This is a genomic window from Streptomyces sp. NPDC045431 (genome assembly GCF_040646655.1).
Classification (GTDB): domain Bacteria; phylum Actinomycetota; class Actinomycetes; order Streptomycetales; family Streptomycetaceae; genus Streptomyces.
In genome coordinates this window covers 56,219-71,896 of the sequence record NZ_JBEZAQ010000002.1, presented here as the reverse complement: position 1 = coordinate 71,896, position 15,678 = coordinate 56,219, and the positions used below count along the sequence as shown (strand labels likewise).

Here is a 15,678-nt window from a genome sequence, read left to right as displayed (position 1 = left end):
GAACACGAAAGTTTCAACTGGTGAGTGAGACAACCCATGACGGAGCGATCGCCGTGACCGCGGCCTCCGCCCCGCCATCTCCGGACGACGGTCTGTCCCCGGCGGAACTGGCCGCCAAGTACGGCCTCTCGGTGAGCGGTGCCCGGCCCAGCCTGCCCCAGTACGTCCGGCAGCTGTGGGGCCGGCGCCACTTCATCCTGACCTTCTCCCGCGCCAAGCTCACGGCCCAGTACAGCCAGGCCAAGCTCGGGCAGCTGTGGCAGGTGGTCACGCCGCTGCTGAACGCGCTGATCTACTTCCTGATCTTCGGCCTGATCCTGAACGCCGCGAAGGGCATGTCGAAGGAGGTGTACATCCCGTTCCTGGTGACGGGTGTGTTCGTCTTCACCTTCACCCAGAGCTGCGTGATCGCGGGCGTACGCGCGATCTCCGGCAACCTGGGACTGGTGCGGGCGCTGCACTTCCCCCGCGCCTCCCTGCCCATCTCGTTCGCCCTGCAGCAGCTCCAGCAGCTGCTGTACTCGATGATCGTGTTGTTCGTCATCGTGGCGGCGATGGGCAGCTACCCCTCGCTGAGCTGGCTGCTGATCCTGCCCGCGCTGGCCCTGCAGTTCGTGTTCAACACCGGTCTCGCGCTGGTCCTGGCCCGTCTCGGCAGCAAGACCCCGGACCTCGCCCAGCTGATGCCCTTCATCCTGCGGACGTGGATGTACGCGTCCGGCGTGATGTTCTCGATCCGGGTGATGCTCGCGGACAAGCCGGAGTGGATCGCCAATGTCCTGATGTACAACCCGGCGGCGATCTACATGGACCTGATCCGCTTCGCGCTGATCGACGGGTACGGCGCCGAGAACCTCCCGGCGCACGTCTGGCTCGCGGCCCTGCTGTGGGCGGTCCTCGTCGGCGTCGGCGGCTTCGTGTACTTCTGGAAGGCAGAGGACCGGTACGGCCGTGGCTGACAACACCCAGGCGACCGCCGCGGCCGGTGCCCGCGTCCCCACGGTCATCGCCGACGACGTGCACATCGTGTACCGCGTCAACGGCGGTACGTCGGGCAAGGGCAGCGCCACCGCCGCGCTGAACCGCATAATCCGGCGCGACAAGGGCGAGTCGCGCGGCGTGCGCAAGGTGCACGCCGTGCGCGGCGTCTCCTTCACGGCGTACCGGGGCGAGGCCATCGGCCTCATCGGCACCAACGGCTCCGGCAAGTCCACCCTGCTGCGGGCCATCGCCGGCCTGCTGCCCTGCGAGAGCGGCAAGGTCTACACCGACGGCCAGCCCTCGCTGCTCGGCGTGAACGCGGCGCTGATGGGCGACCTGACCGGCGAGCGCAACGTCATCCTCGGCGGTCTGGCCATGGGCATGTCGCCCGAGGAGATCCGTTCGCGCTACCAGGACATCGTGGATTTCTCGGGCATCAACGAGAAGGGTGACTTCATCACCCTCCCCATGCGGACGTACTCCTCCGGCATGGGCGCCCGCCTCCGGTTCGCCATCGCGGCGGCCAAGGACCACGACGTCCTGATGATCGACGAGGCCCTGGCCACCGGTGACCGGAAGTTCCAGATCCGCTCCGAGCAGCGCATCCGCGAGCTGCGCAAGGAGGCCGGCACCGTCTTCCTCGTCAGCCACAGCAACAAGTCGATCAGGGACACCTGCGACCGCGTCCTGTGGCTGGAGAAGGGCGAGCTCCTGATGGACGGCCCGACCGAAGAGGTCCTCCAGGCGTACGAGAAGGAGACGAGCAAGCCGTGATCCCGCCGGAAGGGCCCCTGCCGCAGCAGCCGGCGGGGGCCCTTCCGGCGGGCGGCTCGCGCCGCGCCGTTCGTGCGTGTGTTCCCCCGTGTGGAACGCCCCGACGGGGGCCCGGCCGTTGTACAACGTAAGCTGTGCCGGTGCCGATTCACGGCAAGTGGGGCGATACCGCCCGGGCCCCGCCACTCCGGAGGTCCGGCGGCGTGTCCGAAATGGGATGTTTTGGGTCGGCAGTGTAGAACGGGAGACGTGACGGCATTGACGGAAGATCTCCAGCTCCGCGAGAGTGCCGCCGTCCCCGTGCCGGGCAGTCCGCGGTGACAGCCACCCGGCAAGTGCGCCCCGACGCCTCCTCGCGCACCACACTCGACAAGGCCGCGCACGAGAACTTCCCCGTGGCCCCCTTCTTCCTGCCCGCCGCCTGGCGGGACGACCTGATGGCGATCTACGGCTACGCCCGGCTCGTCGACGACATCGGCGACGGCGACCTCGCCCCCGGCGGCGCCGACGCCCGCCACCTGGGTGCCGAGGGCGAGACGGACCGGCTCGCCCTCCTCGACGCCTTCGAGGCGGACCTGTACCGCGTCTTCGACTCCGTCCCCGCCCACCCGCTGCTGCGCGCCCTCCAGCCCACCGTGCGGCGCCACGCCCTGCCCCCCGAGCCGTTCCTCGGCCTGATCGCGGCCAACCGCCAGGACCAGCTGGTACGCCGCTACCAGACGTACGACGACCTCGTCGCGTACTGCGAGCTCTCCGCCAACCCCGTCGGCCGCCTCGTCCTCGGCGTCACCGGCACCACCACCCCCGAGCGCGTCCGCCACTCCGACGCCGTCTCCACCGCGCTCCAGATCGTCGAGCACCTCCAGGACGTCGCAGAGGACCTCGCCCGCGACCGGATCTACCTCCCCGCCGAGGACATGAAGCGGTTCCACGTCACCGAGGAGGACCTCGCCCGCCCCACCGCCGGCGCCTCCGTCCGCGCGCTCATCGCCTACGAGGCGGAGCGCGCCCGCCGCCTCCTCGACGAGGGCGCCCCCCTCGTCGGCAGCGTCCACGGCAGGCTGCGCCTGCTGCTCGCCGGCTTCGTCGGCGGCGGACACGCCCAGCTCGACGCGATCGCGGCCGCCGGCCACGACGTACTGCCCGGGCCGCCCAGGGCCACCAAGCCGCGACTGCTGTGCCGAACGGGAGCCGTCCTGCGAAGCGCGCGCAGAGAGGGGTGAGCGGGACCATGGAAGGACACACGCCCATGTCCGCGCCCGTGCAGGCCGCGTACAGCTACTGCGAGGCCGTCACCGGCCGGCAGGCCCGCAACTTCGCGTACGGCATCCGCCTGCTGCCGACCGAGAAGCGCCAGGCCATGTCGGCGCTGTACGCGTTCTCGCGGCGGGTCGACGACATCGGCGACGGCCGGCTCGACCCGGTCGCCAAGGAGGACCGGCTCGACGCCACCCGCGGCCTGCTCGACCGGATCCGCAAGGACGCCGTCGACGAGGACGACACCGACCCGGTCGCCGTCGCCCTCAGTGACGCCGCGCGCCGCTTCCCGCTGCCCCTCGGCGCGCTCGACGAGCTCATCGACGGCGTCCTGATGGACGTACGCGGTGAGACGTACGAAACCTGGGACGGCCTCAAGGTGTACTGCCGGTGCGTCGCGGGTGCCGTCGGGCGGCTCTCACTCTCCATCTTCGGCACCACCCCAGGCGCCCGCTCCGCCGAACGCGCCGCCGAGTACGCCGACACGCTCGGACTCGCGCTCCAGCTGACCAACATCCTCCGGGACGTCCGCGAGGACGCGGCCAACGGCCGCACCTACCTCCCCGCCGACGACCTCGCCAGGTTCGGCTGCACGGACGGCTTCCGCGCCGCCACCCCGAGGCCCGGCGCCGACTTCACCGGGCTCGTCCACTACGAGGTCCGCCGCGCCCGCGCGCTGTTCGCCGAGGGCTACCGGCTGCTGCCCATGCTCGACCGGCGCAGCGGGGCCTGCGTCGCCGCGATGGCCGGCATCTACCGGCGCCTCCTCGACCGCATCGAGCGCGACCCGCTCGCCGTGCTGCGCGGCCGCGTCTCCCTGCCCGGCCGGGAGAAGGCGTACGTCGCCGTACGCGGCCTGTCCGGCCTGGACGCCCGGACCATCTCCCGGCAGACCGTCCGGAGGCACGCCTGATGACCGCATCCGAGGAGGGCGCATGAGCGGCGACGAACCGGCACCGCGCCACGCCGCCGCCGATCCGTCGGCGGCGCCCGAGACGCGCAGGCAAGGCGCCCCGGCGCCCCGGCGCTCCACGGCCGCCGGGCCGTCGGCACCGCGCGCCGTGCCCGACGGCGCCGACCCGGCACGGGAGCGGCACGCCGTGGTCGTCGGCGGCGGGCTCGCCGGGATCACCGCCGCGCTGCGCCTCGCCGAGGCGGGCACCCGCGTCACGCTCCTCGAAGGGCGGCCCCGCCTCGGCGGCCTCGCCTTCTCCTTCAAGCGCGGCGACCTCACCGTCGACAACGGCCAGCACGTCTACCTCCGCTGCTGCACCGCCTACCGCTGGTTCCTCGACCGTGTCGGCGGCGCCCACCTCGCCCCGCTGCAGCCGCGGCTCGACGTGCCCGTCCTCGACGTGGCCCACCCGCGCGGACCCCGCCTCGGCCGGCTGCGCCGCACCGCCCTGCCCGTACCGCTCCACCTCGCCGCGAGCCTGGCGACCTACCCGCACCTCTCGCTCACCGAGCGCGCGGGCGTCGGGCGCGCCGCCCTCGCCCTGAAGAAGCTCGACCCGGCCGACCCGGCCCTCGACGGCATCGACTTCGCCACCTGGCTCACCCGCCACGGCCAGTCGCCCCGCGCCGTCGAGGCCCTGTGGGACCTGATCGGCGTCGCCACCCTCAACGCCACCGCGCCGCACTCGTCCATGGGCCTGGCCGCGATGGTCTTCAAGACCGCCCTCCTGACCGACCCCGGCGCCGCCGACATCGGCTGGGCCCGGGTCCCGCTCGGCGACCTGCACGACACCCTCGCCCGCAAGGCCCTCGACGCCGCCGGCGTCCGCACCGAGCTGCGGACCAAGGCCACCGCCGTCTCCCGCGCCGCGGGCGGCCGCTGGCATGTCCAGCTGCCCGGCGAGACCCTGGAGGCGGACGCCGTCGTCCTCGCCGTACCGCAGTACGAGGCCCACGGCCTGCTCCCGCACGGCGCGCTCGACGACCCCGGCGCCCTCCTCGACATCGGCACCGCGCCGATCCTGAACGTCCACGTCCTGTACGACCGCACGGTGCTGCGCCAACCCTTCTTCACCGCGCTCGGCTCCCCGGTCCAGTGGGTCTTCGACCGCACCGACGCCTCCGGATACACCGACGGCCAGTACCTGGCGCTGTCCCAGTCCGCCGCGGGCGACGAGATCGACGAGCCCGTCGCCGTCCTGCGCGAGCGCTACCTGCCGGAGCTGGAACGGCTGCTGCCGGCCGCGCGCGGCGCGAAGGTGCGCGACTTCTTCGTCACCCGGGAGCGGACGGCGACGTTCGCCCCCACGCCTGGCGTCGGACGGCTGCGCCCCACCGTCCACACCCGCGCACCCGGCCTGTACCTGGCGGGCGCGTGGACCGCCACCGGCTGGCCCGCCACCATGGAGGGAGCGGTACGCAGCGGCCTCAGCGCCGCGGGCGCCGCCCTCTCGGCACTCGGCCGCCCCCATGTACATCCGCTCGAGGAGGCGGCATGAGCCTGAGTACTGGAACAAGAGGAGAGACCGTGCCGACTGTGCCCCCGGTGAATCCGGCCGTCGACACCGTGGACGTCACCGCCCTGCTGGAGCGCGGGCGGACCATGTCCACCCCGGTTCTGCGCGAGGCCGTGAAGCGGCTCGCGCCGCCCATGGACACCGTCGCCGCGTACCACTTCGGCTGGATCGACGCCGACGGCCTGCCCGCCGACGGCGACAGCGGCAAGGCCGTACGCCCCGCGCTCGCCCTGCTGTCCGCGGAGGCGGCCGGCGCGGAGCCGGAGACCGGCGTACCCGGCGCCGTCGCCGTGGAGCTCGTGCACAACTTCTCGCTCCTGCACGACGACCTGATGGACGGCGACGAGCAGCGCCGCCACCGCGACACCGTGTGGAAGGTCCACGGCCCCGCCCAGGCCATTCTCGTCGGCGACGCGCTCTTCGCCCTCGCCAACGAGCTGCTGCTGGAGCTCGGCACCGTCGAGGCCGGCCGCGCCACGCGGCGGCTGACCACCGCCACCCGCAAGCTCATCGACGGCCAGGCCCAGGACATCTCCTACGAGCACCGCGAGCGGGTCACCGTCGAGGAGTGCCTGGAGATGGAGGGCAACAAGACCGGCGCCCTGCTCGCCTGCGCCTGCTCCATCGGGGCCGTCCTCGGCGGCGCCGACGACCGCACCGCCGACACGCTGGAGGCGTACGGCTACCACCTCGGCCTCGCCTTCCAGGCCATCGACGACCTGCTCGGCATCTGGGGCGACCCGGAGGCCACCGGGAAGCAGACCTGGAGCGATCTGCGCCAGCGCAAGAAGTCCCTGCCGGTCGTCGCCGCCCTCGCCGCGGGCGGTCCGGCCTCCGAGCGGCTGGGCGAGCTGCTGACGGCCGACGCCAAGAGCACCGACCTCGAGAGCTTCTCCGAGGAGGAGTTCGCCATGCGGGCGGCCCTCATCGAGGAGGCGGGCGGCCGCGAGTGGACCTCCGAGGAGGCCCGCCGCCAGCACGCCGTCGCCATCGAGGCCCTGTACCGCGTCGACATGCCGGAACGGGTCCGCGCCCAGCTCATCGCGCTCGCGGACTTCGTCGTCGTACGAAAGCGATGACCGCCATCGGGACCGACATCACCACCCCCGTCCGCACCCCCGTCCCCACCACCATCCGCACCATATGAATCGCTAGTCGCCGGCCGGTGCCCCCGCGTGCACCGGCCGACGGCCCACCCGTAGCCGCAGCACATCCACTGCACGAAGGGGAAGCCATGACAGCGACGACCGACGGAAGCACCGGGGCCCTCGACCCCCGCGCCGCCTCGGCCACCACGACCACCACTCCTACGACGCCCACGCCGCCTACGAGCCCGGCGCCCCCGGCGGCGGGCGACGTCCGCGAAGCCGCCGCCCGGGCCGCCGAACGGTCCATCGCCCACCTCCTCGAACGGCAGGACGCCGAGGGCTGGTGGAAGGGCGACCTGGAGACCAACGTCACCATGGACGCCGAGGACCTCATGCTCCGGCAGTTCCTCGGGATCCAGGACGACACGATCACCCGCGCCGCCGCCCTGCACATCCGCGGCGAACAGCGCGCGGACGGCACCTGGGCCACCTTCTACGGCGGACCCGGCGAACTCTCCGCCACCGTCGAGGCGTACGTCGCCCTGCGGCTCGCGGGCGACCCGCCCGACGCCCCGCACATGGCCCGCGCCGCGGCCTGGATCCGGGAGCGCGGCGGTATCGCCGCCGCCCGCGTCTTCACCCGTATGTGGCTGGCCCTGTTCGGCTGGTGGAAGTGGGAGGACCTGCCCGAGCTGCCGCCCGAGCTGATCTTCCTGCCCCGGTGGTTCCCGCTCAACATCTACGACTTCGGCTGCTGGGCCCGGCAGACCATCGTGCCGCTCACCATCGTCTCGGCGAAGCGGCCCGTCCGTCCCGCGCCGTTCGCGCTCGACGAGCTGCACACCGACCCCCGGGTGCCCCGTCCGTCCAAGCCCCTCGCCCCGGTCGGTACCTGGGAGGGAGCCTTCCAGCGGCTCGACAAGGCCCTGCACGTCTACCACCGGGTCGCCCCCCGCCGGCTGCGCAAGGCCGCGATGAACACCGCCGCCCGCTGGATCATCGAACGGCAGGAGAACGACGGCTGCTGGGGCGGTATCCAGCCGCCCGCCGTCTACTCCCTGATCGCGCTCCACCTGCTCGGCTACGACCTGGAGCACCCGGTGATGCGCACGGGCCTGGAGTCCCTCGACCGGTTCGCCGTCTGGCGCGAGGACGGCGCCCGCATGATCGAGGCCTGCCAGTCGCCCGTCTGGGACACCTGCCTCGCCACCATCGCGCTCGTCGACGCGGGCCTGCGCCCCGACCACCCGGCGCTGGTCAAGGCCGCCGACTGGATGCTCGGCGAGGAGATCGTCCGCCCCGGCGACTGGGCCGTCCAGCGCCCCGGACTCACTCCCGGCGGCTGGGCGTTCGAGTTCCACAACGACACCTACCCCGACATCGACGACACCGCCGAGGTGATCCTCGCGCTGCGCCGGGTCAAGCACCCCCACCCGGAGCAGATCGAGGCGGCGGTCCGGCGCGGTGCCAACTGGACCGTCGGCATGCAGTCGCGCGACGGCGGCTGGGCCGCCTTCGACGCCGACAACACCAGCCCCTTCCCGAACCGGCTGCCGTTCTGCGACTTCGGCGAGGTCATCGACCCGCCGTCCGCCGACGTCACCGCGCACGTGGTGGAGATGCTCGCGCACGAGGGCAAGGCCCACCACCCCCGTACGCGCCGGGGCATCGAGTGGCTGCTCGCCGAACAGGAGGCGAACGGCGCCTGGTTCGGACGCTGGGGCGTCAACTACGTGTACGGCACCGGGTCCGTGGTGCCCGCGCTCACCGCGGCCGGCCTGCCCGGCTCGCACCCGGCGATCCGCCGCGCCGTCTCCTGGCTGGAGTCCGTCCAGAACGACGACGGCGGCTGGGGCGAGGACCTGCGCTCCTACCGGGAGGAGGAGTGGATCGGCCACGGCGCCTCCACCGCCTCCCAGACCGCCTGGGCGCTGATGGCGCTCCTCGCGGCGGGGGAGCGCGACTCGCAGGCGGTGGAGCGCGGCGTCCGCTGGCTGACCGCCACCCAGCGCGAGGACGGCTCCTGGGACGAGCCGTACTTCACCGGCACCGGCTTCCCGTGGGACTTCTCCATCAACTACCACCTGTACCGGCAGGTCTTCCCGCTCACCGCGCTCGGCCGGTACGTGCACGGTGAGCCCTCCTTCGGCCGCTCCGGCGCGCTCGACAAGGGGGCCTGATGGCGGCCGAACCGGAGCGACCGGAGCCACCCGGTTCCGGCGAGCTCGTGGTCCCGCCGCTGCTCATCGCCTGTGCGCTCGGCATCGAGCGCTTCGCGCTGCGCGGCCGGCGGCGCCACGGAGCCGCGCCCGGCCCGGTGACCGTGCTGCGCACGGGCATGGGACCCGCGAGCGCCGAGCGGGCGGTGGCCCGGGCGCTCGCCGGTGAACCGCTGCGGGGCGCCGCGGTCGTGGCCTCCGGCTTCTGCGCGGGCCTGGCCCCGGGGATGCACCCGGGGGACCTGGTCGTGGCCGACGAGACCTGGGGGCCGGGTGGCCGGTCCGACTGCACCGGCACGGAGCTGCTGGTCAAGGCGCTGACCGGTGCGGTACCCGGGCACCGCACGGTCCACACCGGCCCGCTCACCGGCTCGGACCACGTCGTACGCGGACAGGAGCGGTCCGCGCTGCGCGCCACCGGCGCCATCGCGGTGGACATGGAGTCGGCCGCCACCCTCGGTGCCGCCCTGAGCGCCGGGCCGCGCCCGGTTGCAGCCGTCCGGGTGGTCGTGGACGCTCCCGAGCACGAACTCGTCCGGATCGGCACGGTGCGCGGGGGAATATCTGCATTCCGCGTTCTTCGTGCTGTATTGCCTGCTTTCTATGAATGGCACCGTTCTTTGCTGCTCCCCAGGAGGTGAGCCAGATGGCCATGCCGCTTCGCCAGACCATCCGGGTCGGGACCTATCTTTTCCAGCAGAAGCTCCGCAAGCGCGACAAGTTCCCCCTCATCGTCGAGCTCGAACCGCTCTACGCGTGCAACCTGAAGTGCGAGGGCTGCGGGAAGATCCAGCACCCGGCCGGGGTCCTGAAGCAGCGCATGCCGGTCGCCCAGGCGGTCGGGGCCGTCCTGGAGTCCGGCGCGCCGATGGTCTCCATCGCGGGCGGCGAGCCGCTGATGCACCCGCAGATCCATGAAATCGTGCGGCAATTGGTGGCCCACCGGAAATACGTGTTCCTCTGCACGAATGCCCTGCTGCTGCGCAAGAAGATCGAGGACTTCCGGCCGTCGCCATATTTCGCCTTCGCCGTGCACATCGACGGACTGCGCGAACGCCACGACGAATCCGTCGCCAAGGAGGGCGTGTTCGACGAGGCGGTGGCGGCCATCAAGGAAGCCAAACGGCGCGGATTCCGGGTCACCACCAATTCCACCTTCTTCAACACCGACACCCCGCAGACCGTCATCGAGGTGCTGAACTTCCTCAACGACGACCTCGGCGTCGACGAGATGATGATCTCGCCCGCGTACGCCTACGAGAAGGCGCCCGACCAGGAGCACTTCCTCGGCGTCGAGCAGACCCGCGAGCTGTTCCGGAAGGCGTTCGCCGGCGGCAACCGGCGGCGCTGGCGGCTGAACCACTCGCCGCTCTTCCTGGACTTCCTGGAAGGCAAGGCCGACTTCCCCTGCACCGCCTGGGCCATCCCGAACTACTCGCTCTTCGGCTGGCAGCGGCCCTGCTACCTGATGGCCGACGGCTACGTCCCGACGTACCGCCAGCTCATCGAGGAGACCGACTGGGACAAGTACGGCCGCGGCAAGGACCCGCGCTGCGCCAACTGCATGGCGCACTGCGGCTACGAGCCGACCGCCGTCCTCGCCACCATGAGCTCGCTGAAGGAGTCGCTGCGCGCGACCCGCGAGACGGTCTCCGGCGGCCGGGGGTGAGCCCCCCGGGAACGCCCGCCGACACCGCCGGCTGAACCGACCAGAGAGGGGGTCCGAAGCGTGACGATGCTGGAGAACATCCGGGGGCCGCGCGACCTCAAGGCGCTGGACCGTACACGGCTCGGCGAACTCGCCGAAGAGATCCGGAAGTTCCTCATCCAGGCGGTGGCCAGGACCGGCGGGCACCTGGGGCCCAACCTGGGCGTCGTGGAGCTCACCATCGCCCTGCACCGGGTCTTCGACTCACCGGCGGACCGCGTCCTGTGGGACACCGGCCACCAGTCCTACGTCCACAAGCTGCTCACCGGCCGCCAGGACTTCTCCAAGCTGCGCGGCAAGGGCGGCCTGTCCGGCTACCCGTCCCGCGCGGAGTCCGAGCACGACGTCATCGAGAACAGCCACGCCTCCACCGTCCTCGGCTGGGCCGACGGCCTCGCCAAGGCCAACGAGCTGCGGGGGAGGACCGACCACGTCGTCGCCGTCATCGGCGACGGCGCGCTCACCGGCGGCATGGCCTGGGAAGCGCTCAACAACATCGCCGCCGCCAAGGACCGTCCCCTCGTCATCGTCGTCAACGACAACGAGCGCTCCTACGCCCCGACCATCGGCGGCCTCTCCAGCCACCTCGCCACCCTGCGCACCACCGACGGCTACGAACGCTTCCTCGCCTGGGGCAAGGACGTCCTGCGCGGCACGCCCGTCATCGGGCAGCCGCTGTACGGGTCGCTGCACGGCGCCAAGAAGGGCTTCAAGGACTTCATCGCCCCGCAGGGACTCTTCGAGGACCTGGGCCTGAAGTACGTCGGCCCGATCGACGGCCATGACGTCGAGGCCGTCGAAGCGGCGCTGCGCCGCGCCAAGCGCTTCCACGGCCCCGTGCTGGTGCACTGCCTGACCGAGAAGGGGCGCGGCTACCCGCTCGCCCTGGAGGACGAGGCCGACCGCTTCCACGCGGTGGGCGCGATGGACCCGCTGACCGCCGCGCCGCTCGCCCCGGCCGGCGGACCCTCCTGGACGTCGGTCTTCGGCGACGAGATGGCGGCCATCGGGGCCGAGCGGCCCGACGTCGTGGCGATCACCGCGGCGATGCTCCAGCCGGTGGGGCTGGCGGCGTTCGCCGAGCGCTTCCCCGACCGGGTCTGGGACGTGGGCATCGCCGAGCAGCACGCCGCCGTCTGCGCCGCCGGGCTCGCCACGGCCGGGCTCCACCCGGTGGTCGCCGTGTACGCCACCTTCCTCAACCGCGCCTTCGACCAGGTGCTGATGGACGTCGCCCTGCACCGGCTGGGCGTCACCTTCGTCCTGGACCGGGCGGGCGTCACCGGCACCGACGGCGCCTCGCACAACGGCGTGTGGGACCTGTCGGTCCTCCAGGTCGTGCCGGGCCTCAGGATCGCCGCCCCGCGCGACGTCGGCCAGCTGCGGGCGCAGCTGCGCGAGGCGGTCGACGTGCCGGACGCGCCGACCGTGGTCCGCTTCCCGAAGGAGGCGGCGGGTCCGCCGGTCCCGGCCGTGGGGCGCATCGGCGGTATGGACGTCCTGTACCGGCCCGACCACGGCGAAGCCGACGTGCTGCTGGTGGCCGTCGGCGTCATGGCCCCCGTCTGCCTCCAGGTCGCCGGGCTGCTGGGCGAACGCGGGCTGCCCACCACCGTCGTCGACCCGCGCTGGGTCAAGCCGGTCGACGATCAGCTCGCGCCGCTGGCCGAGATGCACCGCCTCGTCGCCGTCGTCGAGGACGGCAGCCGCGCCGGGGGTGTCGGGAGCGCGGTCGGGCAGGCGCTGCGCGACGCCGGGATCGACGTACCGCTGCGCACCTTCGGCATCCCGGAGCAGTTCCTGCCCCACGCCAAGCGCGGTGAGGTGCTGGCCGATGTCGGACTCACCCCCGTCGAGATCGCCGGACGGATCAGCGCCGCGCTGGGCAGCAGCACCGCGCCGGCACGCAAGGAGAACGAAGCATGAGCAAGAAGTTCGATCTGGCGGCGCTGCTCGCCGACCGCGGCGCCGAGCGCTACGACCTTCACGCCCGGCACCTCAACCACCAGCTTCCGCGCATGCTCCACACCATCGGCTTCGACAAGGTCTACGAGCGGGCCGAAGGCGCCTACTTCTGGGACGCCGACGGCAACGACTACCTCGACATGCTCGCCGGCTTCGGCGTGATGGGCGTCGGCCGCCACCACCCCGTCGTCCGCAAGGCCCTCCACGACGTCCTCGACGCCGAGCTGCCCGACCTCACCCGCTTCGACTGCGCCCCGCTGCCCGGCCTGCTCGCCGAGAGGCTGCTGTCGTACTCGCCGCACCTGGACCGCGCGTTCTTCTCCAACAGCGGCACGGAGGCGGTGGAGACCGCGCTCAAATTCGCCCGGTGCGCGACCGGCCGGCCGCGCGTCGTCTACTGCGCGCACGCCTTCCACGGCCTGACCACCGGCTCCCTCTCGGTCAACGGCGAGGACTGCTTCCGCGACGGCTTCGCCCCGCTGCTGCCCGACACCCCGATCGAGCTCGGCGACCTGGACGCGCTGGAGCGCGAGCTGAAGCGGGGCGACGTGGCCGCCCTCATCGTCGAGCCCATCCAGGGCAAGGGCGTGCACGAGGCGCCGCCCGGCTTCCTGCGCGCCGCCCAGGAGCTGCTCCACCGCCACAAGGCGCTGCTCATCGCCGACGAGGTGCAGACCGGGCTCGGCCGGACCGGCGACTTCTACGCGTACCAGCACGAGGACGGCGTCGAGCCGGACCTGCTGTGCGTCGCCAAGTCGCTGTCCGGCGGCTACGTGCCGGTCGGCGCCACCCTCGGCAAGGACTGGATCTTCAAGAAGGTGTACTCGTCGATGGACCGGGTGGTCGTCCACTCGGCCAGCTTCGGCTCGAACGCCCAGGCCATGGCGGCCGGCCTGGCGGTCCTCTCCGTCCTGGAGGACGAGGAGATCGTGGCCAACGCCCGGCTCACCGGTGAACTGCTGAAGACCCGGCTCTCGGCGCTGGTGGACCGCTACGAGCTGCTGCACGACGTACGCGGCCGGGGCCTGATGATCGGCCTGGAGTTCGGCCGCCCGTCCTCGCTGGGCCTGCGCAGCCGCTGGACCATGCTCCAGGCTGCCCGCAAGGGGCTGTTCGCCCAGATGGTCGTCGTCCCGCTGCTCCAGCGCCACCGGATCCTCACGCAGGTCTCCGGGGACCGCCTGGAGGTGATCAAGCTGATTCCGCCGCTGATCATCGGGGAGCGGGAGGTGGACCGGTTCGTGGCCGCCTTCACCGCCGTCATGGACGAGGCCCATGCGGGCGGCGGCCTGATGTGGGACTTCGGCAAGACGCTGATGAAGCAGGCGGTCGCCAACCGCTGATCTTTTTGCCTCCGAGGCAAGAAAATTGCCTCTCGGGTCTCTTCCTGGCGCAATGGGGGCATGACCACCCCTGCCGGGGCTCCGTCCCCGGAACCGGAAGACCGGAGCGAGCCGCTGCCGGACGTCGCGCCCCGGCTGCGCGAGCTGCGCCGCCGCCGCGGCCTCACCCTGGAGTCCGCGGCCCGGCGCGCGGACCTGTCACCCGCGCACCTCTCCCGCCTGGAGACCGGTCGGCGCCAGCCCTCGCTGCCCATGCTCCTCGGCCTCGCCCGTGTCTACGGTACGACGGTGTCCGAGCTGCTCGGCGAGGTGCCGCCGGAGCGCGACCCGATCGTCCGCGCCGGGCGCGCCGAGCCCGTGGAGGCGGACGGCTGGACGTACCACCAGGCCGGCGGCGCGGGCCGCGCCCTGCAGGCCCTGCGCGTGGAGGTGCCGTACGCCGCCGGGCAGAGCGATCTCGTACGCGTCCACCCGGGGGAGGAGTGGCTGTACGTCCTCACCGGCCGGGTACGGCTCGTGCTCGGTGACGTGGTCCACGTCCTGGACCCCGGCGACAGCGCGCATTTCGACTCGCTGACCCCGCACCGCATCGCCGCGGCCGGCCGCCGCGGCGCCGAGCTGCTCTTCGTGCACACGCTGCTGCGGAGCGCCGCGGCAGACCTGTGCCTCGGCGGCACCGGCACCCACCGCTGACGGACCCCCGGAGAGGGAGAACCCCATGTCCTACGAAGTGAAGTTCCCGCGCGGGCTCGTCATCCGGCTCTTCGCCTACCTGGTGGCGGGCCACCTCTTCGCGGCGTTCCTGTACCTGCTCTTCGCGCTGGGCACCGGCTGACGGCGGCCCGCCCGGGCCCGGGGCTCAGCCCGCGTCGACGAGCCGCTCGCGCAGCCGCTCCCGCGTCTCGGGCGCCAGCTTCAGGCCCTCGGAGAGGTACCGCTCGGTCGTGCCCCAGGTCTCCTCGATCGTCGCGAAGGCCGCCCCCAGGTACTCCAGGCGCGCGTCGAAGAGCGGGCTGAGCAGCTCCATCACCTCGGGCGACATACCGGCCGGGGAGCTGTCGCTGCGGTGCACCTTGTAGCGGCGGTGCGGGTCGTTGGACTTGAGGTAGTCCGCCTCGATGGCCTCCCGCTCCACGCCGACCGCGAGCAGCGTCACCGCGATCGACAGCCCCGCCCGGTCCTTGCCCGCCGCGCAGTGCATCAGCGCCGGGACGCTGTCCTCGGCGAGGGCGTGCAGCACACGGCTGTGCTCCGCCGTGCGCTCCTTGATGATCATGCGGTACGACTCGGACATCCGCGCCGCCGCCTGGCCGTCCGCGAGGATCGAGCGCAGCTGGTCGAGGTCGCCGTCACGGACCATCCGCCAGAACTCGGCGCCGTCGGCCGGGTCGGTGAGCGGGATGTTCACGTTCCGGACGCCGGGGAGCTCGATGTCCGGGCCTTCGAGCTTCTGGTCGGCGGCGTTGCGGAAGTCGAAGATCGTGTGCAGCCCGAGGGAGCCGAGGAACGCCGCGTCCTCACCGGTGGCGTGCGCCAGGTGGCCGCTGCGGTAGAGCCGCCCGTGCCGGACGCGGAGCCCGTCCACCGTCGGCAGCCCGCCCACGTCCCGGAAATTACGCACACCGGACAGATCGGGCTCGCTCGACGGGGCCTGCGGCACCTGCTGCGTCACGGGGACTCCTCCGCGTCTGACGTCGGCGCCGGCCGCCGACGATGTCGCGATCCGACGATACGACATTGGGTTCCCGGGGCAATCATCCGCGCGGCCGTGGCCGCGGCCGCCGCGACGGCTCGTCGAGGTATGACGCTTCTGTCCGTATTGGGGCGTTCGGCATAACCTGCCCCGATAGCAAGGGAGATGGGTCTCGGCAC

At 72.4% G+C, this 15,678-nt stretch carries 14 protein-coding genes; 13 read left to right on the top strand and 1 reads right to left on the bottom strand.

Going from position 1 to position 15,678, the window contains the following annotated elements; genetic code table 11:
- Nucleotides 1-20: 20 nt before the first annotated feature.
- From AB0A69_RS04685 to AB0A69_RS04625, 13 genes are all read left to right on the top strand, one after another.
- On the top strand, nucleotides 21-959 hold the full coding sequence (locus AB0A69_RS04685) for an ABC transporter permease (protein WP_361415339.1): 939 nt from the start codon (nucleotides 21-23) through the stop codon (nucleotides 957-959).
- A complete protein-coding gene (locus AB0A69_RS04680; RefSeq protein WP_361415337.1) occupies nucleotides 952-1,755 on the top strand; it encodes an ABC transporter ATP-binding protein in 804 nt (267 codons plus the stop codon). The genes AB0A69_RS04685 and AB0A69_RS04680 overlap by 8 nt, the downstream gene beginning before the upstream one ends.
- 317 nt (nucleotides 1,756-2,072) lie before the next feature.
- A complete protein-coding gene (gene hpnC, locus AB0A69_RS04675; protein ID WP_361415335.1) occupies nucleotides 2,073-2,978 on the top strand; it encodes a squalene synthase HpnC in 906 nt (301 codons plus the stop codon).
- A gap of 8 nt (nucleotides 2,979-2,986) precedes the next feature.
- Nucleotides 2,987-3,925 (top strand): presqualene diphosphate synthase HpnD, encoded by a 939-nt coding sequence (hpnD, locus tag AB0A69_RS04670; RefSeq protein ID WP_361415334.1) that lies wholly within the window; start codon nucleotides 2,987-2,989, stop codon nucleotides 3,923-3,925.
- A 22-nt stretch (nucleotides 3,926-3,947) separates the two neighbouring features.
- Nucleotides 3,948-5,465: a hydroxysqualene dehydroxylase HpnE gene (gene hpnE / locus AB0A69_RS04665; protein ID WP_361415332.1), complete on the top strand. Its 1,518-nt coding sequence runs from the start codon at nucleotides 3,948-3,950 to the stop codon at nucleotides 5,463-5,465.
- A complete protein-coding gene (locus AB0A69_RS04660) occupies nucleotides 5,462-6,562 on the top strand; it encodes a polyprenyl synthetase family protein (RefSeq protein ID WP_361415330.1) in 1,101 nt (366 codons plus the stop codon). The genes hpnE and AB0A69_RS04660 overlap by 4 nt, the downstream gene beginning before the upstream one ends.
- Nucleotides 6,563-6,717: 155 nt before the next feature.
- On the top strand, nucleotides 6,718-8,751 hold the full coding sequence (gene shc, locus AB0A69_RS04655) for a squalene--hopene cyclase (protein ID WP_361415328.1): 2,034 nt from the start codon (nucleotides 6,718-6,720) through the stop codon (nucleotides 8,749-8,751).
- Nucleotides 8,751-9,431 carry a 1-hydroxy-2-methyl-2-butenyl 4-diphosphate reductase gene (locus tag AB0A69_RS04650; RefSeq protein WP_361415326.1) on the top strand — a complete coding sequence of 227 codons (681 nt, stop codon included), beginning with the start codon at nucleotides 8,751-8,753 and terminating at the stop codon, nucleotides 9,429-9,431. The genes shc and AB0A69_RS04650 overlap by 1 nt, the downstream gene beginning before the upstream one ends.
- A gap of 5 nt (nucleotides 9,432-9,436) precedes the next feature.
- Complete coding sequence (hpnH, locus tag AB0A69_RS04645) at nucleotides 9,437-10,459, top strand: adenosyl-hopene transferase HpnH (protein ID WP_361415324.1); 1,023 nt, start codon at nucleotides 9,437-9,439, stop codon at nucleotides 10,457-10,459.
- Between the two features lie 60 nt (nucleotides 10,460-10,519).
- Nucleotides 10,520-12,424: a 1-deoxy-D-xylulose-5-phosphate synthase gene (gene dxs, locus AB0A69_RS04640; RefSeq protein WP_361415322.1), complete on the top strand. Its 1,905-nt coding sequence runs from the start codon at nucleotides 10,520-10,522 to the stop codon at nucleotides 12,422-12,424.
- The gene (locus tag AB0A69_RS04635) at nucleotides 12,421-13,806 is read left to right on the top strand and encodes an aspartate aminotransferase family protein (RefSeq protein WP_361415320.1); all 1,386 of its coding nucleotides are present in this window, start codon (nucleotides 12,421-12,423) and stop codon (nucleotides 13,804-13,806) included. Before dxs ends, AB0A69_RS04635 begins: the two co-directional genes overlap by 4 nt.
- 60 nt (nucleotides 13,807-13,866) lie before the next feature.
- Nucleotides 13,867-14,499 carry a helix-turn-helix domain-containing protein gene (locus tag AB0A69_RS04630; protein ID WP_361415318.1) on the top strand — a complete coding sequence of 211 codons (633 nt, stop codon included), beginning with the start codon at nucleotides 13,867-13,869 and terminating at the stop codon, nucleotides 14,497-14,499.
- Nucleotides 14,500-14,524: 25 nt separating this feature from the next.
- The gene (locus AB0A69_RS04625) at nucleotides 14,525-14,641 is read left to right on the top strand and encodes a DUF6126 family protein (RefSeq protein ID WP_361415316.1); all 117 of its coding nucleotides are present in this window, start codon (nucleotides 14,525-14,527) and stop codon (nucleotides 14,639-14,641) included.
- Nucleotides 14,642-14,665: 24 nt separating this feature from the next.
- On the opposite strand, the gene AB0A69_RS04620 is transcribed toward AB0A69_RS04625, so the two are convergent.
- Nucleotides 14,666-15,478 (bottom strand): tyrosine-protein phosphatase, encoded by an 813-nt coding sequence (locus AB0A69_RS04620; RefSeq protein ID WP_361415314.1) that lies wholly within the window; start codon nucleotides 15,476-15,478, stop codon nucleotides 14,666-14,668.
- Between the last annotated feature and the right edge of the window lie 200 nt (nucleotides 15,479-15,678).